This is a genomic window from Paenibacillus vandeheii (assembly GCF_030433635.1).
In the GTDB taxonomy this organism is placed as follows: domain Bacteria; phylum Bacillota; class Bacilli; order Paenibacillales; family Paenibacillaceae; genus Paenibacillus; species Paenibacillus vandeheii.
Window position 1 is genome coordinate 33,681 of the sequence record NZ_JAROCD010000024.1, and the last position, 23,466, is coordinate 57,146.

Annotated in this window: 23 protein-coding genes, 1 pseudogene and 1 other annotated feature; of the genes and pseudogenes, 16 read left to right on the forward strand and 8 right to left on the reverse strand. The window is 46.6% G+C overall.

Annotated elements, in window-relative coordinates:
• Positions 1-255 precede the first annotated feature (255 nt).
• Both P5G61_RS30475 and P5G61_RS30480 read left to right on the forward strand, forming a co-directional pair.
• Positions 256-633, forward strand: coding sequence for a globin domain-containing protein (locus P5G61_RS30475; protein WP_024634405.1), 378 nt, complete (start codon positions 256-258; stop codon positions 631-633).
• Between the two features lie 36 nt (positions 634-669).
• A complete protein-coding gene (locus tag P5G61_RS30480) occupies positions 670-1,401 on the forward strand; it encodes a DUF2225 domain-containing protein (protein ID WP_301249886.1) in 732 nt (243 codons plus the stop codon).
• Between the two features lie 17 nt (positions 1,402-1,418).
• Here the strand turns inward: P5G61_RS30480 and P5G61_RS30485 are convergent, their stop codons facing one another.
• The gene (locus P5G61_RS30485; protein WP_024634407.1) at positions 1,419-1,652 is read right to left on the reverse strand and encodes a hypothetical protein; all 234 of its coding nucleotides are present in this window, start codon (positions 1,650-1,652) and stop codon (positions 1,419-1,421) included.
• Positions 1,649-1,822, reverse strand: a complete 174-nt coding sequence (locus P5G61_RS30490) for a YycC family protein (protein ID WP_301249887.1) — start codon at positions 1,820-1,822, stop codon at positions 1,649-1,651. Before P5G61_RS30490 ends, P5G61_RS30485 begins: the two co-directional genes overlap by 4 nt.
• A 118-nt stretch (positions 1,823-1,940) precedes the next feature.
• Between P5G61_RS30490 and P5G61_RS30495 the strand changes: the two genes are divergently transcribed.
• Together P5G61_RS30495 and P5G61_RS30500 are read left to right on the forward strand one after the other, a co-directional pair.
• Entirely contained in the window at positions 1,941-3,740 is a 1,800-nt protein-coding gene (locus P5G61_RS30495) for a M3 family oligoendopeptidase (protein ID WP_301249889.1), read from the forward strand.
• 272 nt (positions 3,741-4,012) lie between these two features.
• Positions 4,013-4,426, forward strand: coding sequence for a hypothetical protein (locus P5G61_RS30500; RefSeq protein ID WP_024634409.1), 414 nt, complete (start codon positions 4,013-4,015; stop codon positions 4,424-4,426).
• Between the two features lie 80 nt (positions 4,427-4,506).
• Here the strand turns inward: P5G61_RS30500 and P5G61_RS30505 are convergent, their stop codons facing one another.
• A complete protein-coding gene (locus tag P5G61_RS30505) occupies positions 4,507-4,740 on the reverse strand; it encodes an alpha/beta-type small acid-soluble spore protein (protein ID WP_105601328.1) in 234 nt (77 codons plus the stop codon).
• A 197-nt stretch (positions 4,741-4,937) separates the two neighbouring features.
• A complete protein-coding gene (locus P5G61_RS30510) occupies positions 4,938-5,915 on the reverse strand; it encodes an aldose 1-epimerase (protein WP_301249890.1) in 978 nt (325 codons plus the stop codon).
• 249 nt (positions 5,916-6,164) lie between these two features.
• Positions 6,165-6,430: a binding site (T-box leader), on the forward strand.
• A 120-nt stretch (positions 6,431-6,550) separates the two neighbouring features.
• Between P5G61_RS30510 and trpS the strand changes: the two genes are divergently transcribed.
• Positions 6,551-7,543, forward strand: a complete 993-nt coding sequence (gene trpS, locus P5G61_RS30515; protein WP_301249891.1) for a tryptophan--tRNA ligase — start codon at positions 6,551-6,553, stop codon at positions 7,541-7,543.
• Between the two features lie 114 nt (positions 7,544-7,657).
• On the opposite strand, the gene P5G61_RS30520 is transcribed toward trpS, so the two are convergent.
• On the reverse strand, positions 7,658-7,855 hold the full coding sequence (locus P5G61_RS30520; protein WP_301249893.1) for a hypothetical protein: 198 nt from the start codon (positions 7,853-7,855) through the stop codon (positions 7,658-7,660).
• 119 nt (positions 7,856-7,974) lie between these two features.
• Here P5G61_RS30520 and P5G61_RS30525 point away from each other — a divergent pair, with 119 nt between their 5' ends.
• Positions 7,975-8,196 (forward strand): alpha/beta-type small acid-soluble spore protein, encoded by a 222-nt coding sequence (locus tag P5G61_RS30525; protein WP_301249895.1) that lies wholly within the window; start codon positions 7,975-7,977, stop codon positions 8,194-8,196.
• 107 nt (positions 8,197-8,303) lie between these two features.
• Here P5G61_RS30525 and P5G61_RS30530 read toward each other — a convergent pair whose 3' ends face one another.
• Positions 8,304-9,284: a metal-dependent hydrolase gene (locus tag P5G61_RS30530; RefSeq protein WP_301249896.1), complete on the reverse strand. Its 981-nt coding sequence runs from the start codon at positions 9,282-9,284 to the stop codon at positions 8,304-8,306.
• Between the two features lie 226 nt (positions 9,285-9,510).
• Between P5G61_RS30530 and cyoE the strand changes: the two are divergent.
• Together cyoE and P5G61_RS30540 are read left to right on the forward strand one after the other, a co-directional pair.
• Positions 9,511-10,192: pseudogene (cyoE, locus tag P5G61_RS30535) on the forward strand (heme o synthase); the annotation flags it as partial.
• Positions 10,193-10,425: 233 nt separating this feature from the next.
• Positions 10,426-11,037: an SCO family protein gene (locus P5G61_RS30540; protein WP_052016659.1), complete on the forward strand. Its 612-nt coding sequence runs from the start codon at positions 10,426-10,428 to the stop codon at positions 11,035-11,037.
• An 83-nt stretch (positions 11,038-11,120) separates the two neighbouring features.
• On the opposite strand, the gene P5G61_RS30545 is transcribed toward P5G61_RS30540, so the two are convergent.
• Both P5G61_RS30545 and P5G61_RS30550 read right to left on the reverse strand, forming a co-directional pair.
• Positions 11,121-11,468, reverse strand: a complete 348-nt coding sequence (locus P5G61_RS30545) for a toprim domain-containing protein (protein WP_024631255.1) — start codon at positions 11,466-11,468, stop codon at positions 11,121-11,123.
• A gap of 519 nt (positions 11,469-11,987) precedes the next feature.
• Positions 11,988-13,163 carry an MFS transporter gene (locus P5G61_RS30550; protein ID WP_301249897.1) on the reverse strand — a complete coding sequence of 392 codons (1,176 nt, stop codon included), beginning with the start codon at positions 13,161-13,163 and terminating at the stop codon, positions 11,988-11,990.
• Between the two features lie 162 nt (positions 13,164-13,325).
• On the opposite strand from P5G61_RS30550, the gene P5G61_RS30555 reads away from it, so the two are divergent.
• The 8 genes from P5G61_RS30555 to P5G61_RS30590 all read left to right on the forward strand — a co-directional run bounded on the left by P5G61_RS30555 (position 13,326) and on the right by P5G61_RS30590 (position 23,352).
• Positions 13,326-13,835 carry an ATPase gene (locus P5G61_RS30555; RefSeq protein ID WP_301249898.1) on the forward strand — a complete coding sequence of 170 codons (510 nt, stop codon included), beginning with the start codon at positions 13,326-13,328 and terminating at the stop codon, positions 13,833-13,835.
• 69 nt (positions 13,836-13,904) lie between these two features.
• Positions 13,905-15,002: a transglutaminase domain-containing protein gene (locus P5G61_RS30560; protein ID WP_435874309.1), complete on the forward strand. Its 1,098-nt coding sequence runs from the start codon at positions 13,905-13,907 to the stop codon at positions 15,000-15,002.
• Between the two features lie 105 nt (positions 15,003-15,107).
• Complete coding sequence (locus P5G61_RS30565) at positions 15,108-17,132, forward strand: peptidoglycan D,D-transpeptidase FtsI family protein (protein WP_301249900.1); 2,025 nt, start codon at positions 15,108-15,110, stop codon at positions 17,130-17,132.
• 371 nt (positions 17,133-17,503) lie between these two features.
• Positions 17,504-19,480: a peptidoglycan D,D-transpeptidase FtsI family protein gene (locus P5G61_RS30570; protein ID WP_435874308.1), complete on the forward strand. Its 1,977-nt coding sequence runs from the start codon at positions 17,504-17,506 to the stop codon at positions 19,478-19,480.
• Between the two features lie 238 nt (positions 19,481-19,718).
• The gene (locus tag P5G61_RS30575) at positions 19,719-20,666 is read left to right on the forward strand and encodes a metal ABC transporter solute-binding protein, Zn/Mn family (RefSeq protein WP_301249901.1); all 948 of its coding nucleotides are present in this window, start codon (positions 19,719-19,721) and stop codon (positions 20,664-20,666) included.
• Between the two features lie 29 nt (positions 20,667-20,695).
• On the forward strand, positions 20,696-21,517 hold the full coding sequence (locus tag P5G61_RS30580; RefSeq protein ID WP_301249902.1) for a metal ABC transporter ATP-binding protein: 822 nt from the start codon (positions 20,696-20,698) through the stop codon (positions 21,515-21,517).
• A 3-nt stretch (positions 21,518-21,520) separates the two neighbouring features.
• Positions 21,521-22,480, forward strand: a complete 960-nt coding sequence (locus P5G61_RS30585; protein ID WP_024631247.1) for a metal ABC transporter permease — start codon at positions 21,521-21,523, stop codon at positions 22,478-22,480.
• Positions 22,480-23,352 (forward strand): metal ABC transporter permease, encoded by an 873-nt coding sequence (locus tag P5G61_RS30590; protein WP_301249904.1) that lies wholly within the window; start codon positions 22,480-22,482, stop codon positions 23,350-23,352. The genes P5G61_RS30585 and P5G61_RS30590 overlap by 1 nt, the downstream gene beginning before the upstream one ends.
• The last annotated feature ends 114 nt before the right edge of the window (positions 23,353-23,466 follow it).

The window sequence follows — 23,466 nt, forward strand, 5'->3', positions numbered from 1 at the left end:
CGAAGTTATTAATGAAATATCTGGTGCGCCAAACCTTACGTTTGGCGCTTTTTTTGTGCCTTCAGTACGAGATAGACCTGTACGAGACATGGCTATGTGGAACCATAACCCTTTCATGTTATATAGGACTTTTGGGATTTTTTTGATAGAATGAAGATAAAGGCGTTCGCGGCCTTGTTCTTGAATCTCCTTTCATAATTAAGCATGGGAGTGTAATATATGTCAAAATTCGACACCTGAAAGGAGGGAAAGCAAATGAATCCTAGTTTGAGCATCTACGACAATCTCGGTGGGGAGGCAGGCGTTCGCGCATTGGTTGAAGCTTTTTATCCGATTGTTCAGCAGAATGAGAAGCTGGCACCTCTTTTTCCAGAGAATATTCAGCCGGTAATCGACAAGCAATACATGTTTTTGTCTCAGTTCTTCGGTGGACCAGCATTATTTTCCGAGGCTTTTGGTCATCCAATGATGCGTGCCCGCCATATGCATTTTGAAGTAACGGTAGAACGGGCAGAAGCTTGGCTCGCATGTATGGATCAGGCATTGACACAGGTCGGTGTGGAAGAGCCGTTGCATTCTTTCGTCCTGCAGCGATTGTCGGGACCAGCACATCATTTTGTGAATACACCTTAGTTCCGATTACACGCATATGGGAGAGGGATGGACGGAGTGGAATTAGAGCCCCTGTATAAGGTAAAGGTGAAATGTCATTATTGCGAGACCGAGTATGACACCTCACGCGTAAGACCAAGCTTGAAACGGCCATACCGGACGGATTCTGATTTTTGTGCTTACTACAAGCGGGAGAATCCGGATTTCTATGTTGTACGAATCTGTCCGGAGTGCGGATTCGCTTCGACGGAGAATTCGACCGAACATTTAAACGATAAACAGCGCAAAGATTTCAAGGAGCAAATAGGCAATCGCTGGGTGAAACGAGACTATAGCGGAGCGCGGACACTGGAACAGGCGATGGATTCGTACAAGCTTGGATTGCTGTGTGCGCAAGTTATTCAGGAGAAAGATCGGGTCGTTGCGGGTCTGCTGCATCATATTGCCTGGCTGTATCGGTACATGGAGGATCATACCCAGGAAAACCGCTTTCTCGAATTCAGCCTTGATGCTTACGTAAAGGTTTTTGAACGGGAAGGTACTGGAGGTAATGAAGCCAAGCTGTTGTATCTGCTGGGGGAGTTGAATCGCAGGGTAGGTCGATTCCATGAGGCTGTAAAATGGTTCGGCCGAGTCATTCATGACAAGCGCATTACCGATGCTGCCATGATTCGTTCTTCACGGGAGCAGTGGGCATTGCTGCGAGAACAGATGATTTCGGGCAAAATGGAGTTGCCAGCTGAGATGATTGAAGCAGACAAAGAGGCTGCGAAACGCAGCCTCAATTGATAAGTGACAGTTGTTCTTTAATTGCGGACAGGACGACTGGATAGCAGATAATCACTATCGTTGTCGACTACAGTCATACTGGTATTACAACAAGGAAAGACCAGCAATTTCTTTTTGCCTTCACGAATGCGTACAAGCTCCTTCGGTTTGAGCGGCAGCAGTACATTGTTCGCATGGCAGTACGGGCATTGCTGTACATAAATGTCCCCCATTACAATATCGTAAGGCCAGCTGTTCTCAAAGGGAATCATTCTTCTTGCTCGCCTTCCGCAGAGGCAGGTTTAGCCGCTTCTTCTTTGGCCAGTTCGGCAATTTTCTGCATCAGGATATGCTGCGGCATATGCATCAGATGTTCGAGGGGAACACCCAGAGATTCTGCTAATTTGACGGCTGTGTCAGCCGAGACTTGTAAAGGTTTCATATGATGACCTCCTGAAAATAGCTTAAACTATTTCTCTAGTATAGAGATATAGCGCTTATAAAACCAGTTCTAATTCAAGGTTAATTTTACATTCTACTGAGAGAGGTGCCTTATACAAATGAAAACACCATTACAACCCGTCTGGGATCTGGAGTCCATCTTTAGTGGAGGTTCTGCCTCCGAATCGTTCGCTGCTTATTTGATTGAGCTGGAGCAGGATGTACGCAAGCTGCAAGTCCTTTTGAAAGAAACACCTGCACCCAAGTCGCTGGAAGAAACGAATGCGTTTGATCCCATCCTGGAGCTGTTGCAGAGCTGTTATATCCGAATTTCGGAAGGGTCTGCATTTGTCTCCTGTCTTTCTTCGCAAAACCAAAATGATAAAAAGGCAGTTCAGCTTCAGGGAACCGTTAGCTCGCTTGCTGCGATGTTGAACAGCACCAAATCCCATTTCGATAATACGCTTAGCCAGACATCAGATTCTGTATGGGACGCATGGATTGCCCGGGAAAATATTCAGCCGCTTGCCTTTGCACTTAATGAGAGCCGCACGCAAGCTCGGGAGAAGCTGTCACCTGAACTTGAAGGGCTTGCACTTGATCTCGGCGTAGATGGTTATCATGGCTGGGGCAAATTCTATAACACCATTGTAAGCAAGGTTAACATTCCATTTGAACAAAATGGGGAGACGGTTATGTTGTCTGCGGGCCAGGCTGCCAATAAGCTGAGCGACAGTGACCGGAATGTACGCGAGACCGTATTCGCTAATTGGGAACAGGCCTGGACTGATGTCGAAGACTTCTGTGCAGATACATTAAACCATCTCGCTGGCTTCCGTCTCAAATTGTATGAGAAACGCGGTTGGGATGACATTCTCAAGGAACCTTTGGCGATTAACCGGATGTCACGTCAGACGCTTGATACGATGTGGAACGTAATTAATGGTGCCAAACCTGCATTGGTTCAATATTTGGAGCGCAAGGCGAAACTGCTTGGTGTAGAGAAACTCAGCTGGAGTGACGTTGATGCACCAGTAGGCAAGTCGGGTGGCAAAGTCACCTATGATGAGGCGGCTATCAATATTGTTGATCAATTCGCCAAGTTTAGTCCCAAACTTTCCAAATTTGCAGAGATGGCATTTGAGAAACGCTGGATTGAAGCGGAAGACCGTCCTGGCAAGCGTCCAGGGGGATTCTGTACTTCATTGCCACTTAGCAAAGCAACACGTATTTTCATGACCTTCTCTGGGACGCCGTCGAATGTGTCGACACTTGCTCATGAACTCGGTCACGGATATCATCAGCACATTATGGAAGAACTGCCAGCCTTGAATCAACGTTACGCCATGAATGTGGCGGAGACGGCGTCTACCTTTGCGGAACTGATTGTGGCGGATGCCCTGGTTCAGGCAGCAACGGATGAGCAAGAGAAGCTCGCTCTGCTGGAAGACAAGATTCAACGAAGTGTTGCATTCTTCATGAATATTCATGCTCGCTTCCTGTTCGAGAATCGGTTCTATGAACAGCGCAAAAAAGGTTTGGTGAATGCAGATGAGTTGTCCAAGCTCATGGTGGAAGCACAGCAGGAAGCGTTCTGTGGTGCGCTTGCGTCTGATCATCCGCATTTCTGGGCATCCAAGCTTCATTTCTATCTAACAGGTGTACCATTCTACAACTTCCCGTATACGTTCGGATATATGTTTAGCGCAGGCATTTACGCCAGAGCACAGGAGGAAGGCACGGCATTTGCCGATAAATACGATGATTTGCTGCGGGATACCGGCCGAATGACGGTAGAGGAACTGGCTCAGAAACATCTGGGTACGGATCTCACACAGCCTGATTTCTGGCAAAATGCAGCGAACCTGGTCATTGCCGATATTGAACAATTTCTTAAGATGACAGAATCCGCTAAATAGGATGCCTATATATGTAACGGGGCTGCAAAACTGTGTAAACGCACACAGGTTTGCAGTCTTTTTTGTCCTTTTTTATATTTGTCTTCTGCTAAATAATTTGTCGCAATTAAGAGAAATAACTCGCTTGAAGGACGCAAAATGGCAATTAATTGTGCAAATTATAGTTATATTTACCCAAGTTTGTTTGTCTTTGTTGAATGACCCCATATGTTGTCATATAATGAGTCGTAAGTCCTTGTTTTGTAGGATGAAGTGCACAAAGGAGGAGCGTTATGGTAAAAATTGACCAGCTTTCATTAGCACGACAATTGGATTTGGTATTCAAAGAGCTTGATCATGAATTATCAGGTTTAGATTCAGGTGTAGTTTTTGTGCAAATACGAAATAATGTTATTGGAAAGTTTGGGATTCGACATAATCCGATAACCGGACGTGATGGTCAAATGGAGGTGGAGGACGGTGGATTAAACGAAACCCAGCGCTCTTCTTTCCGTGCAATGGCACTGGAGACTTTAAAATTCAAGCGCAATTGGACTCATGGAGAAATTGCATATGACTTTACAGTAAGACAAGGCATGATTTTGGTTGATGCCACGATGGAGTCCAACTATAATATGGCGAACCTGATGATTCGTTATCCTAGAACCAATACATACATGGATTCAGGCATGGAGTCGACTTCTTAATTGTGATGAGCACACAGGAAAGCGGCACTTCCGAGGAAGGCCGCTTTTTGTTGCTGCATATACGAGCGCGAATTACGAGCTTACGAACGACCCGATAATTGCTGCTCAGCGATTTGTACCAGACGTTTAGTGATGTAACCACCCAGAGAACCTGTCTCACGGGAAGTGTAGTTACCGTAGTAACCGTCTTGGGGGATAGTTACACCGAGTTCTTGTGCAGCTTCCATTTTCAATTGTTGCAATGCTGCTGTTGCTTGGGGAACAACCAGATTGTTGGAGCGGCTTCCGCTACCTTGGTTTTGACCTCCGTACATGTGTTTCACCTCCTTATGGCTTGGTGATGTTAGTATGGTTAGAGAATAAGGAAATATGCATGATATGGCGTAAGGTAAAATTTGGATGGGCAAGATGAGAGATAACATAAAAAAAGCCGACCCAGTATGGATCGGCTATGCGAATAAATGGTAAATAAAGGGTCAATGTCCCATAGAAAAATCTTGAGAGTACAAGATTATTTCTCGGTTGGCGGAACAATCTCAATACGTGTAAAAAGCTCAACGGGCTGTTCAGGTTCCAGACGAATCAGTCCCGTTTGCTCATCTGTTAAATGCAAATTGGGTGCATCAGGGAGCCAGGTGTAGGGTTCAATGCACAGAAATTGATCGGATTCGCCCTTTGTGAAGAGGACCCAATGTTTGAAAAATGCTTCATCTGCTGAATATTTCAACATATATCCGTCCTGCCTGCGCAAGTGAGCTACCGCGGATTGTCCTTCTGCAGCTTTCAAAATAGTATCCCAGTTTCGTCCTTGCATGTTCATGCCTTCGTTCAAAGCTGACCATTCACCGAGAGGTTCAATCTCTCCTGTGGGAAGTTGCTCTTCATTCTGGCTGTAAATTCCGGAAACAGGAAGTTGAAGTGTCCATTCGGCAGGTTTGCCGTCAAGCAGAAACCATGTATGATATCCCATTCCAAAAGGAGCAGGAGTGGAGCTCAGATTGGTTACTCGCAGACGCTGGCTTAACACAGCGTTTTGCAGTCTGAACGTCATCTCAAGCTTCAGAGGAATCGGAAATTGAGCCATCCAATGCTCTTCATTTTCAGTTAATAACTCCGTTGTAATTGCACAACCGTCTTCATCTTCTTCGATGTCGCTGACACACCAGGACTGGCTGCGGTGGAGGCCGTGAATATGGTTGTCATTGGCCGTATTCTGATCGAATTGGTAATGGACTCCCTCATATTCGAATTGTCCTCGATGAATGCGGCCTGGCGGAACAAGAAGTGGAACGCCGAAGTGATACGGCTTCTGCAAATAAAAAGCAAGATCATCTTCTTCCGGCCTGCGAACGACATCGCGGCCCTGCACGAGATCACGAATCGAAATAATATTGTTTCCAAGACGCGGCAGCAGGGTAATCTCCAATTCACGGCTATGTAGGATATACGTGTCGTAACCATTCCATTGGCCTTTGGTCACTTGTTTCATATCGATGCTCCTTTTCCCACTTGAAATCTGTCTGCAAACGGCTATGCCTATCTGCCGTTGCAGGCGTGTCATTGTGTACATGCCACTTATCCGATTAGCATACCGAATGAATGCTGGTGATCAGGATAAGCAATTCCATCATAACAGATTTCGGCGGAGTGGGTAAAAAAAGCTCTTTCCATTTTGACATTCTGGTCTCGGCGCATTAAGATGGAATTCTGAAAGCTGTGTTTTATCCAACGAATAATAATTAAAACGATGACAGGGACAAGTAAGTCATGAGGACTCTCTTCAGAAAGCCGGTGGGTGATGTGAACCGGCGGGAACTCTTTACCGAATGGACCCTTGAGTGCTGATTTGAACAGGCGCAGTCTGATCTTAGACTATCCTTAGTAGAATCGGACGTATCCTCCACGTTACGGAGAAATGAAGGCATTTCTTCCACATGATCTAATCAGGTCTAGAGGAGTGGAGAATTGCGAATAAGGGTGGCACCACGGTCTCACGTCCCTTGCGGATGTGAGGCCTTTTTGCGTCCGCTGAGCATAGGAAGAACAGCTGGATGACCGCCAAAGGTTTAGAAATAAATATCCTTTTGGTCATCCATAACTAGAAACAGGGAGGCGTTATGTGAAATGAAAACAGTACTTTCCGGAATTCAGCCAAGTGGCAAGCTCACATTGGGCAACTACATCGGGGCAATTAAAAACTTTGTGAAATTGCAGCATGACTACCAATGTCACTTTATGGTGGTTGATCTTCACGCTGTAACGGTAGCTCAAGAGCCGGCAGCGCTGCGTGAGCAGTCCGAAGCGGTAGCTGCATTGTTTATTGCAGCTGGAATCGATCCTGCGAAATCTAACGTGTTTCTGCAATCCCATGTACCGCAGCACGCGGAATTGGGCTGGTTGATGACCACCCTGACTTCGATGGGTGAACTCGAACGTATGACTCAGTTCAAAGACAAATCCTCCGGTAAAGATTCCGTTGGCGCCGGACTTTTCGTGTATCCTTCATTAATGGCTGCTGATATTTTGCTGTATAATGCTGACCTTGTTCCAGTAGGCGAGGACCAGAAGCAGCATTTGGAACTGACACGCGATCTGGCAGGGCGCTTTAACCACCGTTATGGGGAGTATTTCACGATTCCAGACCCTTATATTCCACAGGTGGGTGCTCGTGTAATGTCTCTGGACGATGCTTCTTCGAAAATGAGCAAAAGTAATCCCAATGCAGGCAGCTACATTGCCTTGCTTGATCCGCCAGATGTCATCCGCAAAAAAATTAGCCGTGCCACAACCGATTCCGGCACTGAAGTGGTATATGATCCGGCAAACAAACCTGAAGTCAGCAACCTGATGAGTATCTACGCTGAATGTGCAGGTCTGACATTGAAAGAAGTAGCGGAACGTTATGAAGGCAAAATGTATGGTCCGTTCAAAAAGGAACTGGCTGAAGTGGTAGTATCTGTTATTGAACCTCTACAGCAACGGTATCATGAGATTCGCGAGTCTGGTGAATTGGCCGATATCCTGGAAACTTCAGCTCGTCGTGCAGAAGCGGTGGCTTCCCAAACGCTTCATGCAGTTAAAGATCGTATGGGGTTTGTTCCTAGACGTACATTGTAGTAGAACGAGGCAAGTGGCCTAAAGTAAATTAAATATTCACATAATAAAGAAGAGGAGCCTCTACCAGGCTCCTCTTCTTTATTAACGTTTCGTGCTGCCTATGAAATTACCAGGTCAAGAGGCGGTTTCCGAGGTGGAACTTGCTTCCCGACGCTCTTTCTTTGCGCGAATAACGAATCCCCAGCCGATGTTGGCAACGGACACGACAAACAGCAGCGTAGCCAACCAGCCGGAGTAAGAGATCATGATCGCCGTAACCGCTAACAACATAATCGAAGAGAATGCAAACCATAAGGATAAACCCTTGCTCATTGGGAAAAACCTCCACCTACAAATTTAATGAAATTCCGTATAACCTGAAGTGTGCGAGCCATAATAATCTTGCAAGCTTGCAATACATTACAGACACAGATTGAAAGGAGATTTAAAATATGGCTCAAGGATCTCGTTCTTCTAACAACTTGGTGGTACCTCAAGCGACTGCAGCACTGCAACAATTGAAAATGGAGGCTGCACAGGAACTGGGTGTAACTATCCCACAAGACGGTTACTACGGGAACTACACTTCCCGTGAGATGGGTTCTCTGGGTGGTTACATCACCAAACGTCTGGTGCAAATCGCTGAGCAGTCTCTGGCTGGGTCTGGAAAATAATTCATCCTAACAAGACAGCAACAAACAGAAAGCCCGGAGCGGAAACGCTCCGGGCTTTCTGGCGCATCAGTTCCTATGTCTGATTGTGCCCTTCCAAGTATCTTTCGTCAAGAGCGTGCAGATAAAAGTTTTTTATTCATTTTCTCGTCGCTTAACCAGCCGACATACGTATCAATGGTTTCAAAATTACGATCCATAACGACCACAGCAACAAATGGATACTGTTTGCGGTGTCGATAACGCACATCTGCCCAGCGAACCTTGTATCCTGCTGGCAATTCCTCCACCTCTGCGACAGCATAGGACGTGAAGTAAAGAAATGCTGTGACTTCAGGTGATTCACGCGATGCGGCAACAGCAGCGTGAGTGGACGATGAAGCATGGAGATTCCATGTCAGGACGGAATGATCCATTTTGCCAATCTCATAACTGCCATCTGCATATCTTTTTACCACATGCCAACGGTTCCAGGATATCGTCGGGATTACCATATAATGATCGGCAGGGTTACTTTTGTCGAGCCGTTTCACCCTGCTGACAGCCTGAGCCCGAGCAATGGTCCGCCATACATAATACAAGCCAATCAAAATATACAGTGAAACAAAGAGTGGAGCAGGGGCGATCAGATCGAATGCCCATAACAAAATGGCCAGCACATGTGTGATAAACAGAAACGGATCAAAAATATGAATGATGTTCCAGGCAATCCAGCGTTCTGTAAAAGGTCGTGCTGCCTGGGTTCCATAGGTATTGAACAAATCCGTAAAAACGTGAACGCATACGGCGACAGCAGTCCAGGCCGCGACGTGTCCAATAGCGACCCCGGGGAAAATCAGTGCAATAACGCCGGTAATGAGCAGAACCCATAACAGGAGAAACGGCAGTGAATGGGACATGCCCCGGTGATTCCGGATATACAGCGAGTTGCTTTTGAGACGTAACAAAGTATCGATGTCAGGAGCCTGTGAGCCTGCAATGGTGCCAATCATGACCGCAGCTGCGAGCATGGGACTCGACGCGACAACAGGATCGACATAAGCCAGACCAGCCAAACCAATCCCCATGACAAAATGTGTAGAAGTATCCATAAACGTCTCCTTTGTGTGGTGTATCGTTAATGCGTATTGCCTCTCTATCTAGGTGATACCCATATATAGTGTATATTATCCGCCTACCGGGAAGCAAAACACCCTAATTTCCAAAGATATGACAAGAACCTGCTCAATTAACAGCAATTGTACGATCATTGTCAAACTCTTTTTCCTTTTCCTGTGATAAACTTTATATCGGAGGCAGAGAGAGAAACCTCCATGACTTCAAACCAACCTTATTGCGGTTTTTGGTGGCTTTTGGCTTGCATCCCAGTGGGACATCGACTATGGCAAATTGATGCTGACCCTACTCGGAACGGCACTGATTATGGCTTCTTCTTGTGTATTTAATAATTACTTAGACCGTGAACTGGATCTCAAAATGGAATGTACTCGCAACAGGTCCTTGCCAACAGGACGTTTAACACCCAAAGTTGTTCTATCCTATGCCATTATATTGGGTGTGCTTGGATTATTCGTACTCTTTTCCTTTTCCGGGGCACTTGCCGGATTATGCGGCATGTTTGGCATGTTTGTCTATGTGATTATGTACACCCTCTGGTTGAAGCGTTCGTCGACATGGAGCACCTCCTTTGGTGGTCTGTCTGGCGCTATGCCGCCAGTCATCGGGTATGTCGCGGTAACCGGACGTATGGATCTTGGCGCATGGCTGCTTCTGGCCATGTTGTTTCTATGGCAGCCTCCACACTTCTGGGCGCTGGCGATCCGCAGGAAGCTTCTATCTTACCGTTTCACTGATACTTTCCGTGCTGTGGCTGTACTACGTACTCAAAGGCTTTCGTGCAAAAAATACAGATGCTTGGGCAAAAAAGGTATTCCTTTATTCCATTAACTATCTATCCTTGAGTTTTATATTGATGATTCTGGATACAGTGCACAAATAAGCAGCATGAAATACTGTTAAAACAAATACATGGGCACAGGGTCCGTGGAACCGTTACAATAACATGGGAGCCCATTGTCGGTTGGGTTCTTCGTATACATATGCATCAGAGTGGTGTGGGAATGAGGAATTATCATAAAAATTAGGATTCAAGAGTCCATGAATTTTATCGAAAACCGTTAAATTTTTATGTATGCGTATTCATATGATCTGATATCGGAAGGGACGATAATGATGCTGAAAAAGTATAAATGGACGTGGATGCTGCTAGGGCTTGCACTGATTATGGCAGTGTATTTAATGTGGGGCACCGTATTCGCCAGCAAGGAAAAATTACCCGAAATTCGGGAGATTCAATCCTTTTCGATGGAAAATGTAGATGGAAGCACAGTATCTCTGGATGATACCAAAGGCAAGGTGCGTTTATTCTACTTTTATTTCACCAGCTGTCCAGATGTGTGCCCAATTACGACGTTTACGTTATCCCAGGTGCAGGACCTGTTGAAAGAGGACGATACCTTTGGCAAGGATGTTTCGTTTGTGTCCATCTCGTTTGACCCGAAAGTGGATACCAAGGAGAAAATCAAGGAATTTGCAGATCGATTCCACGCGGATTATGAAGGCTGGTACTTCCTCCGGGGGGATATGGATAAAACGAAGCAGCTCGCCAAGGATTCATTCCAGATCCTCATTGAGGGTGAGAACAAGGATGATTTTGCCCATATGAACATGATTGGACTGGTGGATCGGAATAACCAGCTGCGCAAGGTTTACAACGCGTTTAATACAGAGGATGTTGAACCCGCAGTCATTGCGGAGGACATACGCAATCTGATCAAAGAATAAATGTGTTCATCATGGAAAAACCAAAGAAAGAGGCTGCTTCTTGGGTTGAACGAATACCCAGGAGCAGCCTCTTTCTGTTTTTTCTAAAACGAGGGGAATTCAGGATATTGGATATACGATTCTAATCCTGCTTTCTCCAGCTGGGCGATAATGTATTCGTCAGGGGTTCCTTCCACACCCGCATAACCGCGGCGCGTATACATCTGTACAGCATCCGGGAAGGCATCTCGGAGAACACCTCTGATTTTCTTGCCTGAACTGTCATTATCCATAAATAAGTAGACCTCATCATAACCAACCTGTTTGCGCAGCGACTCAAGCTTGAGCGAATTCAGTGTTCCAAACGTGCACAAAATGTTGATTTCGGGTCCTACAAGACGTTTTAGTTTGCTGCGGTCATTCTTACCTTCCACAATGACATGAATAGGCATCATATTCACCTCTTGGTCGAGAGCTTATGTCGACATTCCCCGGGAAATGTTGCAGCGAAAATCGACTGGATTATATAAAATGGACCTTCTAATTTTCACACGAGCGACACCTGACAGAAACACCTCTGATTTCTAACTTTTTTTTCACATCTGAAGGGAATGCCTAACCAACAGTGGCCGTTCCGGTTACGGATCGTTCTTCCGATCGCTGTTGTCTCCAAATGTTCTGAATTTACTCTTCAAAGGTATAACATTTCGGAGACAAAGGCGAACGCTACCGCTTCTTCAGAATCGATTCCGTCCCCTTCACTACTATCTTCCACTGATCATCCATTCCTAATTTAAGAAAGAGAAATCTTGAAGATGAAGAAGGTTATGCTCCAGAAGTCACTTCGTTCGTGTGTAAAACATCAGTCCATTTTATATAGTTTAGCTGTAAATGGGGGAATGATGCAAAGCCGAGAAAAATACAATCCCTGCTGTTATCAAAAGGCCATGGAAATTTGAATGGTGCTTCCGCTAACCAAGTATGCTTTTCGGATCAGACAGGGAAGCATCACGTCTGGCTGTGAAGTAAGGGAGCAGCATGATACCAATCATCAATAATACAAAGGCAATGAAATATGGTGACAGACCCACGCGCAGCTGCCCTGCGGTGATCGGACCAATAAAAGAGCCGATGGAGGTAGCGATGGATTGCAATGAGAAGATGCGACCCAGCTTGTTTCCTCCGCTTAAGCGGATAAAGAGTGTTGCCATGGCAGGGAAAATAATTCCTTTAGACATCCCCAGAACGAAGAGCACGGAAGACAACGGAATCTGTGGTATCGCCGCCATAGCAAAGAAACATAAAGACATTAGCAGCACACCTACAATCAACCGCAGTTTGGGGGAATACCGGTTGAGAAACAGCATGCTTAGGGTAAATAGTGCTCCAATGCTGATAATGGAAAACAAAAGTCCGGTAGACATCATGGACGAATGTCCGCCTCCGCGCAGAGGCAGTTCAAAAAATAGGATTCCTTGGGCACAAGCAATAACAAGAGGCAGAGCAAAGTATCGCCAGGATACGGGCAGGAATTTTCTTTTCTCTTCAACTGGGTTGCTAGGCTTGGCGGGCTCGGTCACTTTTTCATGTTGAACTTCAGGGACGCCTTTGGGCATGGATAACCATGCGATAACGCCCGACAGAATGAGCAGATAACCTAGACTTGCAAAGGTGGCGGAAAATCCAAGAGCTCCGACAATAAGTGCGCCTGCGGCGGGCGATACCACGGATGCCAGTGTATGTACAACGCCATGGCCAGACATATACTTGCCTTGCTTAATCGGATCACTTGATAATTGCGCAAGCAGTGCGAGACAGGCTGGAGACAGAAAAGCAAGTACAAATCCGCTGATGGCCCGCAGGGCGAGCAGCTGCCAAGGAGTGTGAATTTGTGCCTGGATAAGCAAAATGATCCCCGCACCCAGCAAACTGAACACAATGTAACGACGACTGCCATGTTTGTCAATTTGGGTTCCCGCAATCAGGTTGCCTGGGAGATGGGTCAAGGAGTAGATGCCCATCATCCAGCCGATAAAGGTCGGGGCCGCCCCTAGCGAAATAGCGAAAGGGGTCAAGATTGGATATTGGGCGTGCAGATCAAAAACAGCAAGGAACAAAAATAGATATAGCCAGATGGCCGTTTTCACATAAGCCCCTCCTTGTTAAGCGATGCATGTTCAATAACTGGTCATGACGTGTTCCCCGTTCCTTGGACAGAACCTCATGGTACTACTTGTACGCCCGGCGGGACGAACTTAGACCGTTTATTTTTACATAGGAGGGCTTAGCTGACAGCAGCTTCGGAAATCATGTATAATATTCGGGAAGTGTTAATAATCAACTCTAATACGGAAGGTGTAGTCATGAACATAGAAGTAATCAAAGAGTTTGTGATGCAGAACTGGCTGGTGATCGTGGTTGCGTTGATCATTTTGTTCTTTGTTCTGAACGTGGTCAAAACCGTATTGAAATGGGCGATTGCCATCATCATTATTGCGGCTCTACTGATATACAGCGGCATCTCCATCGATCAGATCAAACGGACAGTTACTGATGTACAATCAAGTACAATGGACACATTGAAGAAGGAAGCGACCAGCATGATGCTGAAGGAAGCTTCCAAAGCGACTTACGTTAAGGGACAGGATGGAGCGTTTACCATTACAAGTCCCAACGTTGAGATTAAAGGAAGAAATCAATCGGATAAAGTCGATGTGACCTTCCGCGGGATTTCACTTGGCGAATGGAAACTCGACAATGAAACGATACGTACGTTTGTCGAACAGGCGCAAGAAAACAGAACAGCACCAGCATCGTAGTAAAGGGGGAATCAGTACGTGCTGCAGAATTGGCTGGACAGCCTGAAAGAATTCAATGGCATAACGATTATGCTGTTGCTGATTGTGGCCGCTTCATTGCTTCAGGGGTGGTCCAGAGGTGCTTCGCGTTCGGCGGGAAGACTCTTTGGTTTCCTCATGGATGGCATTATGGCGGTCATCGGTATTCTGTTATCCATCGGTTTGACATTGTGGCTTGCGCCATATGTTCAGCAATGGTTATCTGTGTATGCTGCAGACATGCCAAACCGTGAGCTGAACCGGTGGGAGCAGATGTATTATACATTGATTACGGCCATTGCTGATTTTCCGCTGATGCGGTTTGCCGTGTTGTTTGTGCTTAGTTATGGCTTCATCCGAATGGTTCTCGGATTGCTCTCTTCCCTTATTTTCAGAAGAAGATACAGTTCAGCAGAGCAGGAGAGCAGACCAAAAGGGATTTTCAGCCGCTTTACGGGTGCTGTGATTGGTACAGTCATTGGCTCCGTGCGCGGGATGATTGTGATTGCTGTACTGTTCATGATTGTCAGTCTCTATCCGGGCAGCATGTTTAGTCGATATGTGGAGGCTTCGCCCATTTATATGCAAGGGGCCAAATCGGTTATAGAGCCATTATCCGGTACATTTATCAAGGACAAGCTGCCCGTGTTTACCCAAGCCGTCCAAAAGGAACTGGGCGCCATCCTGCAACGCAAGTATGAAGTCGTTGACCATAACATTCCGGCGGATATTGAATCTGCGGCAAAAGAAATAGTAAAAGGTCAAACGACAGAGGAAGCCAAAGCCAGGGCATTATATGACTGGGTAGGTTCTCGCATTCAATATGACTACGGTAAAGTGGATGACTATGAGCAAAAGGGCATATGGCACGAGCAGACGCCACAAAATACATTTGATACACGTGAAGGCGTATGTATTGATTACGCTCGTCTATATGCGGTCATGGCTCGTTCACAGGGGCTGGAAGTCAAAGTGGTTACAGGCCTTGGTTATAACGGGCAGGGTGGATATGGTCCACATGCCTGGAATGAAATATATTTGAGTGATTCGGAAAGCTGGATTCCGCTTGACCCCACGTGGGCAATCAGTGGCGATTGGTTCAATCCTCCTAACTTTGCCGATACCCATCTGAAAGATCAATCAGCTTAACATTACGCCGGACATGGGTCCGGGAGATGACGACGTTGCCAGGTTATCATGCCGGGGCTGTACAGTCTGGACGGTATGCATCAAGTCATGAAAGAGGTAGGATGAATGAACAATCATTCAAAAGAGAAGGACGAACTTACGGACAAGCGGCGTTTCAGTTACCGTATGAACGTATTTTTCTTCGCTTCCTTTGTTATTTTTAGCGTTATTATTGTACGGCTGGCATTTTTGCAATTCGTGGAGGGGCCAGAGCTGAGTCAGGAGGAAGCGAGCAACATTACCAAAGATGTACCCCTCGCTCCAGTAAGAGGAACCATTTATGATTCCACGGGTGAGGTGAAGCTTGCTTACTCCAAGCCGATTCAATCCTTGTATCTGACCTTGTACAAAAATTATGGGGATGTGGATGGCAAGCCAAATCCGAATATTTCGGAAGTGGAGGACATCGCCACTCGGCTGCATGATGTGTTTGAGCAGTATAAGAAAAAGGATTCCGAGGCCCTTACGGTCGATAACATCCTAGAAGCAATGGACCTCAATTCGCGTAAAGCGAATGGGTTCATGCCACGTCTGATCAAGAGTGACCTATCTGATGAAGAAGTGGCTTACTTCCTGCAGCACAAAGATGAATTCAAGGGAATTCAGATTGTAGAGGAAAGTGTGCGCTACTATGATCCGGATACGGTAGCCGTTCAGACAATTGGTTATTTGAAAAAATTTAAAAGCTCCAAAGCGTTGAAAAAGTACGAAGAGATTGATAAGACCAATAAAAAGCAAAACGATCCGGGCCTTGTGTACACGGAAAATGAATTCGTCGGTTTTGATGGACTGGAATTGCAGTATCAGGATGTCCTGCGTGGCAAAAGCGGTTATAACTCCGTTGACGTGGATTTGCGCAACTTGCCAGAAGGTGTAGCAGGCTCTACCCCACCCGAAAAAGGGTATGACCTGATCTCCAGTATCAACAAGACTGTTCAGGTGAAAACAGAGCAGGCTATTATGGATCAGTTGAGTTGGCTTCATCGGAACCCGGTGTCAGGCGTACTGCATCCGAATGCCAAGACGGGTTTTGCGGTGGCGATGGAAGTGGATACAGGGAAGATTGTGGCTGCTGCCAGTATGCCGGATTATGACACTAACGTGTGGAGAACTGGCGGTATAAGCACGGAAGATTATGATAAAATAAAATATATTTATCAGAATGGTACGATTCGGGGGTTTCTGCCTGGTGAATCTAAAAAAAGGGCTGAATCCGTCGTATTGCTTGGCTCAACGATCAAGCCACTCAGTGTATTGATCGGTTTGAAGGAAGGTTTCTTTACCACTAACTCGGTGTACATGGATAGAGGTTCTACTACGTTTGGTGGGGATAACCGAAGAGTGCAGAACTCATCGGGGCATGTGTATGGTGCGCTGTATCCACGTGATGCTATTCGTCATTCTTCCAACGTATTCATGATTGACGAGATCGGGAAGAAACTATACTCGAAGTATGGGGCAAAGGGCATCGATAAATGGGATGAATACATGGAGCAGTTCGGGTTAGGTGTTTCGACCGGTGTTGACCTTCCTAATGAATGGCTTGGGCGCAAAGAATATAGGGAAAGCTCCGAGAGTTCCTTGACCAAGCTGGTATATGCTTCCTTTGGTCAACAGGGTAAATACACAACGATGCAGTTAGCACAGTATACGACTATGCTGGCTAATAAAGGAAAACGGATGGAGCCACAGTTGGTTAAGGAATTCCGGGATTCCGAAGGCAATGTGGTTGAGAAAGTGAAACCGAAGGTGCTCAGCACTGTGGAATTCAACGATGCTTACTGGAATGAGGTCCAACGAGGCATGGCAACCGAGGTATCCTCCTTCAGTGGTTTCCCTTATGATTTTGCAAGAAAAACAGGGACATCTACCCAAGTGATAGGTGGTCAACATGTAGATAACGGGGTGTTTATTGCTTACGCACCACGGGAAAACCCAAAACTGGCTGTAGCCGTGGTTATTCCTGAAGGGGGCTTTGGTTCGAGTAGTGCTGCCCCTGTTGCACGTGCGATCTTCGATGCGTATGACGAGGAGTTCGGTCTGGACGGTGTACCAAAAAAAGATAAAAATAAAGAATCAAATACACAGTAATGTGAGTCTTTGAATCCAAAGAGAGGACCCTTTCGAGGGGCCTCTCTTTTACGTTTTGCCAGAACTTGAATGTCTCTCTCCAGCAAGCTGCTGCAAATTAGAATGTAACAAACTTCGTTCATGTTGCGTTAATTTAAGAGAAGGAAATTATCTTTTAAATTAAAGAAATTAACTATATGTCTTTACTGACATTGTTTCAGGAAAATTGACAATAGGTCTCTTCTGTTTACGAAAATGTAACCAAAATCTGGAGGACATGGCAGTTGACCTTTGATAGACTTGTATGAGGAAAGGATGTTATTTGAGTTGAATGATGCAAAACGTGCTGATTGATTAATCTACTTTTACATAAGAACGGAGAGGCTTATCCCATGTTTAACCGATTGAGGAAAAAGAAAATGTCCAATGAAGATCCACCGGTCAACAAGCCGTCTAGTGTAAGAATGAACATGTTTTTTTTCGCTGCGTTTGTGATATTTAGTATCCTTATTTTCAGGTTAGCCTTTGTGCAATTTGTCGAGGGACCTGAACTGACCTATATGGAGACCAGCCGTAATACCAAAGATATTCCGCTCGCCCCTGTTCGTGGGCCAATCTACGATGCGACAGGGAAGGTCGCGCTCGCTTATTCGGAGCCTGTGCAGTCCCTCTATGTGTTATTGTATGAGGATTATAGAAATGATGACCGCAAGCAGGAAGCGCAAGAACTTGCTGATGAACTGGCGGCTGTGTTTAAGAAGTTTAACCCGGGGGACAAAGAACAACCAGATGCAGAAGAGATCGTGAAGCGACTGGATCTGGACTACCAGAAGACATTTGGATATGTACCAAGGTTGGTTAAATCCGATTTAACAACCAAAGAGATCGCCTATTTCATGGAGAAAAAAGCAGAGTTTCCAGGCGTTATGGTCCTTGAGGAAAATGTCCGAAAATACGATCCGGATGGGGTAGCCGTTCAGGTGGTCGGCTATACAAGAGAATTCAAGCGGGCACCGGACACCCTTAAAAAATATAAAGCCATTCGTGAATCTGCGAGTACCCAGCGAGATCCGGGCCTTGTATACCATGAAGAAGAAAAAGTTGGTTTTGACGGCTTGGAGCTGCAGTATCAAGAAGAACTTCGGGGACGAAGTGGCTACCAGTCTATTGATATTGATGCTCGAAATTTGCCAGACGGAACGATGAATCTGACCCCACCTGAAAAGGGGTATAGTCTAGTTACAACGATCAACAAGGAAATTCAGATGGTTGCACAACAAGCTATTACAGATGAACTGAGGAAGTTGCCTAAAGCTATAACGGGATACGCGGTAGCCATGGAAGTGGATACAGGCAATGTAGTGGCTATGGCAAGTATGCCGGATTATGATCCGAATGATTGGGATTATGAGAAGATCAAGTATGTATTCCGCAACGGAACCACGGAGTCGTTCCCTCCTAATGAATCAGGTAAAAAGGCCGAGTCCGTTGTATTGTTGGGTTCCGTTATTAAACCTCTAAGTGTACTAATAGGATTGAAAGAAGGTTTGTTCAGTACAGGGCAAACCTATTATGACCAAGGCTATGCTACATTAGGCAAAGATGGAAGAAAGGTTAGGAATTCACACTCGGCATTTAACGGCTCTATTACGGCTAGAAGAGCGATTGAGAAATCTTCCAATGCTTTTATGATCGATATGGTGGGTAAGGGCCTTTATAACAAATTCGGGGCGACCAAGGGCGTAGAAATGTGGGACAAACATATGAAAGAGTTCGGTTTGGGAGTATCTACAGGAGTGGATCTTCCGAAAGAGTATCTGGGCACTCTGGAATATAATAGTAAAAATGACGAATCAGGTCTGACACGTCTCGCTTTTGCCTCATTTGGTCAGCAAGGTAAATATACAACGCTTCAACTCGCGCAATATACTACAATGCTTGCGAATAAGGGCAAACGGATGGAACCTCATTTGGTGAAAGAAATCCGTGACGCCGAGGGCAATGTGGTCAAGAAAATCAAACCAAAAGTGTTAAACGAGGTTGATTTTGCCGATGCATACTGGAATGAAGTGCATAAGGGCATGGTCACCAAAGTCAGTTCGTTTGAGGGTTTCCCCTACGACTATGCTAGAAAAACAGGAACCTCCGAGCAGGGTACAGGGCCGAACAAAAAGGAAAACGGAGTATTTATCGCATTCGCACCACGGGATAATCCGAAGCTGGCTATAGCCGTTGTTGTACCCGAAGGTGGATTTGGATCGGTCAGTGCGTCTCCAATTGCACGTAAAATTTTCGATGCTTACGATGAAGTGTATGGTCTCGACGGGACTCCAAAAGGGAAGAACGATCAGGAAAAAGATACAGAGTAACGTGAAGAAACGCAGAAGAATTAGGACAGATAAGCGAAAAGACAAACAAGCTAATTAAATGGCCGACATACTCATTTGGACAGGCAGGGGAAATTATCCCTTGCCTTTTTTTTTTGCATCAGCTAAAATTTGCACAAGGGAAACATTATTAGTCGTGTATAAATTTTAATACCTTGTACAACAAAATTAGATTAGGACAATTATGTTAGTAGAGGGAAAGGGGAGATTTAGATTGTTAATGGTGAAGATGAGGAGCTTTCAGAGAGGGTTGATGACGCTGGCTGCTGTTGTTCTGGTGATCGTGCTAACAGCATGCTCAAGTACAGCGGAAACAGGAGGCAGTGAAGGTAAGGTACAGGTTACAGCCACGACAGGCATGATTGCGGATATAGCGCGTGAAGTGGGAGGGGCATATGTTGACGTAACCGGGCTGATGGGTCCGGGTGTGGATCCTCACTTGTACAAGGCTTCGCAGGGAGATATTCGGAAGCTGGAGCAAGCGAAAGTCGTTTTTTACAACGGACTGCACCTCGAAGGTAAAATGACAGACATTTTGGAGAAAATGTCCAAGAGCAAAATAGTAACGGCTGTATCGGAGAAAATTCCGGCGGATGAATTGCGATCAGGAGAAGATACAGGCGGCACCGAATACGATCCACACGTCTGGTTTGATGTCAGCCACTGGATGCATGCGGCAGAGGCTGTGCGCGATACACTCGTGGAAGCAGATCCGGAACATGCAGAGGAGTACAAGACCCAGGCAGAGCAATATCTAACGAAACTGGAGGCATTGGATAACGAAGTGCGGGAAAAAATCCAGGAGATTCCGGAAGCCAGTCGAGTATTGGTTACGGCGCATGATGCCTTTGGTTACTTTGGCCAAGCCTATGGCATGAAAGTGATGGGGCTTCAAGGAATCAGTACAGCAGCCGAGTATGGTGCGAGGGATGTTAGTGAGCTGCGGGATTACCTCGTGGATAACCATATCAAGGCTGTATTTGTAGAATCCAGCGTACCGGCAAAGGCAATGGAAGCGATTATTGCCGGGGCAGCCGAAAAAGGACATACGGTAAGCATTGGTGGAGAACTGTTCTCGGATGCAATGGGTGCTGAGGGAACGGAAGAAGGAACGTATATCGGCATGATTCGCCACAACACTCAGACGATTGTAGAAGCATTAAAGTGATAAATCATATAAGAGAGGAGTGAAAGAATATGAGTGAAGCAATTTTATCGGAAAAATCTCAGTCACAACCTAATGCTAACCACTTGCAGGGAACGCAGCCTACATCAGCTCCTCTTAGTGTTCGGGATCTGGCGGTAGCTTACCATAAAAAACCGGTGCTTAGTGGGGTATCTTTTGACATTCCAGAAGGTCAGCTGATTGGCATTTTGGGTCCCAATGGGGCCGGCAAATCAACCTTGATTAAAGCCGTTCTGGGACTAGTTCCTAAAATGCACGGTAAGGTGAAAATTTTTGGTCAGTCCTACCGAGAACAGCGTCGCCGGATCGGCTATGTGCCTCAGCGGGAATCCGTGGATTGGGATTTCCCGACTCACGCGCTCGATGTTGTCATGATGGGGCGATATGGACATCTGGGCTGGTTCCGTCGTCCAGGCAAAAAAGAACGGGATCTTGCAGCTCACTGCCTGGAGCAAGTGGGAATGGGCGACTATATGCACCGCCAGATCAGTCAACTGTCCGGCGGACAACAGCAGCGTGTCTTTCTGGCACGGGCACTGGTACAGGATGCCGATCTGTATTTCATGGATGAGCCATTTGCAGGTGTGGATGCCACAACGGAAAAAGCCATCATTTCACTGTTGGAACAGTTGAAGAAGCAAGGCAAGACCGTACTGGTTGTTCACCATGATCTGGCAACGGTAGAGGAATACTTTGACCATGTGTTACTCCTCAATGGACGGCTGGTTGCAGGTGGACCAACGAATGAAGTATTTGTACCGGATACTTTGCAAGAGACGTACGGAGGCCGGATAGCGATGATCGGAAGCCGGACGGAGAAAGGCCAGGTGTAGTGCATGTGGAACTGGATTGTAGCTATCGTGTCCGACCCCAATACACGCTGGATATTGCTTGGCTGCTTGTTGCTTGGATTCAGTAGTGGAATTATAGGTTCCTTTACATTTTTGCGTCGTCAGAGTCTTATGGGTGATACGCTGGCTCATGCAGCTCTGCCCGGGATTTGTATCGCGTTTATGTTGACGGAAACCAAATCCGTAGGATTATTTCTGTTCGGTGCGCTCGTCGCTGGAATTGTGGCGACCTTCGGCATATCGTGGATTACACGGTATTCCCGGATCAAGCAGGATGCGGCGATGGGGATTGTGCTGACTGTATTTTTCGGAATTGGCGTAGTGATGCTTACTCGGATTCAGCACAGTGCCAGCGGTAGTCAAAGTGGACTCGATAAATACTTGTTTGGTCAGGCCGCATCCATGGTGATGACGGATGTGTATGTCATGGGCGGTGTCTGTCTTGTATTGTTGATTGCCTGTCTTGCATGGTTCAAGGAATTCAAGCTGGTGAGCTTTGACCCGGGATTTGCACGGGGGATGGGACTGCCAGTTGGCATGCTGGAACAACTGATTCTGCTATTGACCGTTATAGCGGTTGTTGCGGGGATTCAGGCGGTGGGCGTGGTGCTTGTCGCTGCTTTGCTGGTGACCCCTGCAGCAGCGGCTCGCTGCTGGACGGACTCGCTCTCGCTTATGGTACTGTTGGCCGGCGTATTTGGAGCACTGAGCGGTGCGACAGGTACGATCTTCAGCACACTTGTGCCTAATCTGCCAACTGGGCCTGTGACGGTATTGGCAGCTACAGTATTATTTGCCGGCTCCGCACTGCTTGCCCCGCGTCGTGGATTATTAGCCCGTCGTTTGCGCAGCATTCAGGCGAAGTCCACTTATTTGAGAGAAGAGCGTGCTACACTCCAGACACTGTCTGCACAGCGAGCACAGCAGGAACGGGGTGAACTGTAATGGCAACGTTCTGGATTATATTAACTGCCGTTCTGGTATCCTCCGCCTGCGCTATTCTTGGCTGTTTTCTGATTCTGCGGCGGATGGCTCTGGTCGGAGATGCGATCAGTCATGCGGTTCTCCCGGGTATAGCGATTGCTTTTCTGTGGAGCGGCTCACGTGATTCACTATGGATGCTGCTCGGTGCAACGGTATTTGGATTACTGACGGTGTTCTTCATTCAAAGCTTGCAGGCTGGAGGACTATCGTCTGATGCTTCCATTGGGATTGTGTTTACGGCGCTCTTCGCAGTGGGTGTCATTCTCATCAGTCTCAACGCCCAGCATATCGACCTGGATCTGGACTGCGTATTGTTCGGTGAGATCGCTTATGTACAATGGGATACCCTGACCCTTGGGGGAACGGATGTAGGACCTAGGGCGGTCTGGATGCTTGGCATCACGCTGCTGGTGATCCTCGTTGTGATCGGATTGTTCTACAAGCAATTCAAGCTGTGTGCCTTCGATCCGGCGCTGGCTGCGGCTTGCGGCATTCCGGTGGTGCTGTTCCACTATCTGCTTATGGGGCTCGTTTCCATGACATCGGTTGCTTCATTTGAAAGTGTAGGTTCCATTCTCGTTGTTGGCATGCTCATTGTACCCGCGGCGACGGCTTACCTACTCACGGATCGACTGGGCAAAATGATTCTGTACAGCGTGCTTGTAGGAGCAGCTTCCTCGGTTGGAGGCTATATCATGGCTTACGCGCTGGATGCTTCCATTGCAGGTTGCATGGTGGCGGTAGCCGGCATTCTGTTTGTCTTGGCCCTGCTGCTGTCTCCAAAGCATGGTATTATCTTCCGATATGCTCGTCGTAAATTCGCGGCACGTTAATGAATAGAGGATGTCAGCCGTCTGCATTGCAGGCGGTTTTTTCGTATTATCAGGTTAGCCAGTAATTACTGGTTGGCCTTTTTTTGTGGTCGTTTTACGATGGGGGAAGCCGGG

What these genes read in the sequence shown, in the direction of transcription:
- P5G61_RS30475 (WP_024634405.1), top strand. Translation starts at nt 256, where the DNA reads ATGAATCCTAGTTTGAGCATCTACGACAATCTCGGTGGGGAGGCAGGC.
- P5G61_RS30485 (WP_024634407.1), bottom strand. Translation starts at nt 1,652, where the DNA reads ATGATTCCCTTTGAGAACAGCTGGCCTTACGATATTGTAATGGGGGAC.
- P5G61_RS30490 (WP_301249887.1), bottom strand. Translation starts at nt 1,822, where the DNA reads ATGAAACCTTTACAAGTCTCGGCTGACACAGCCGTCAAATTAGCAGAA.
- P5G61_RS30495 (WP_301249889.1), top strand. Translation starts at nt 1,941, where the DNA reads ATGAAAACACCATTACAACCCGTCTGGGATCTGGAGTCCATCTTTAGT.
- P5G61_RS30500 (WP_024634409.1), top strand. Translation starts at nt 4,013, where the DNA reads ATGGTAAAAATTGACCAGCTTTCATTAGCACGACAATTGGATTTGGTA.
- P5G61_RS30505 (WP_105601328.1), bottom strand. Translation starts at nt 4,740, where the DNA reads ATGTACGGAGGTCAAAACCAAGGTAGCGGAAGCCGCTCCAACAATCTG.
- P5G61_RS30510 (WP_301249890.1), bottom strand. Translation starts at nt 5,915, where the DNA reads ATGAAACAAGTGACCAAAGGCCAATGGAATGGTTACGACACGTATATC.
- trpS (WP_301249891.1), top strand. Translation starts at nt 6,551, where the DNA reads ATGAAAACAGTACTTTCCGGAATTCAGCCAAGTGGCAAGCTCACATTG.
- P5G61_RS30520 (WP_301249893.1), bottom strand. Translation starts at nt 7,855, where the DNA reads ATGAGCAAGGGTTTATCCTTATGGTTTGCATTCTCTTCGATTATGTTG.
- P5G61_RS30525 (WP_301249895.1), top strand. Translation starts at nt 7,975, where the DNA reads ATGGCTCAAGGATCTCGTTCTTCTAACAACTTGGTGGTACCTCAAGCG.
- P5G61_RS30530 (WP_301249896.1), bottom strand. Translation starts at nt 9,284, where the DNA reads ATGGATACTTCTACACATTTTGTCATGGGGATTGGTTTGGCTGGTCTG.
- P5G61_RS30540 (WP_052016659.1), top strand. Translation starts at nt 10,426, where the DNA reads ATGCTGAAAAAGTATAAATGGACGTGGATGCTGCTAGGGCTTGCACTG.
- P5G61_RS30545 (WP_024631255.1), bottom strand. Translation starts at nt 11,468, where the DNA reads ATGCCTATTCATGTCATTGTGGAAGGTAAGAATGACCGCAGCAAACTA.
- P5G61_RS30555 (WP_301249898.1), top strand. Translation starts at nt 13,326, where the DNA reads ATGTATAATATTCGGGAAGTGTTAATAATCAACTCTAATACGGAAGGT.
- P5G61_RS30560 (WP_435874309.1), top strand. Translation starts at nt 13,905, where the DNA reads ATGCTGTTGCTGATTGTGGCCGCTTCATTGCTTCAGGGGTGGTCCAGA.
- P5G61_RS30565 (WP_301249900.1), top strand. Translation starts at nt 15,108, where the DNA reads ATGAACAATCATTCAAAAGAGAAGGACGAACTTACGGACAAGCGGCGT.
- P5G61_RS30570 (WP_435874308.1), top strand. Translation starts at nt 17,504, where the DNA reads ATGTTTAACCGATTGAGGAAAAAGAAAATGTCCAATGAAGATCCACCG.
- P5G61_RS30575 (WP_301249901.1), top strand. Translation starts at nt 19,719, where the DNA reads ATGGTGAAGATGAGGAGCTTTCAGAGAGGGTTGATGACGCTGGCTGCT.
- P5G61_RS30580 (WP_301249902.1), top strand. Translation starts at nt 20,696, where the DNA reads ATGAGTGAAGCAATTTTATCGGAAAAATCTCAGTCACAACCTAATGCT.
- P5G61_RS30585 (WP_024631247.1), top strand. Translation starts at nt 21,521, where the DNA reads ATGTGGAACTGGATTGTAGCTATCGTGTCCGACCCCAATACACGCTGG.
- P5G61_RS30590 (WP_301249904.1), top strand. Translation starts at nt 22,480, where the DNA reads ATGGCAACGTTCTGGATTATATTAACTGCCGTTCTGGTATCCTCCGCC.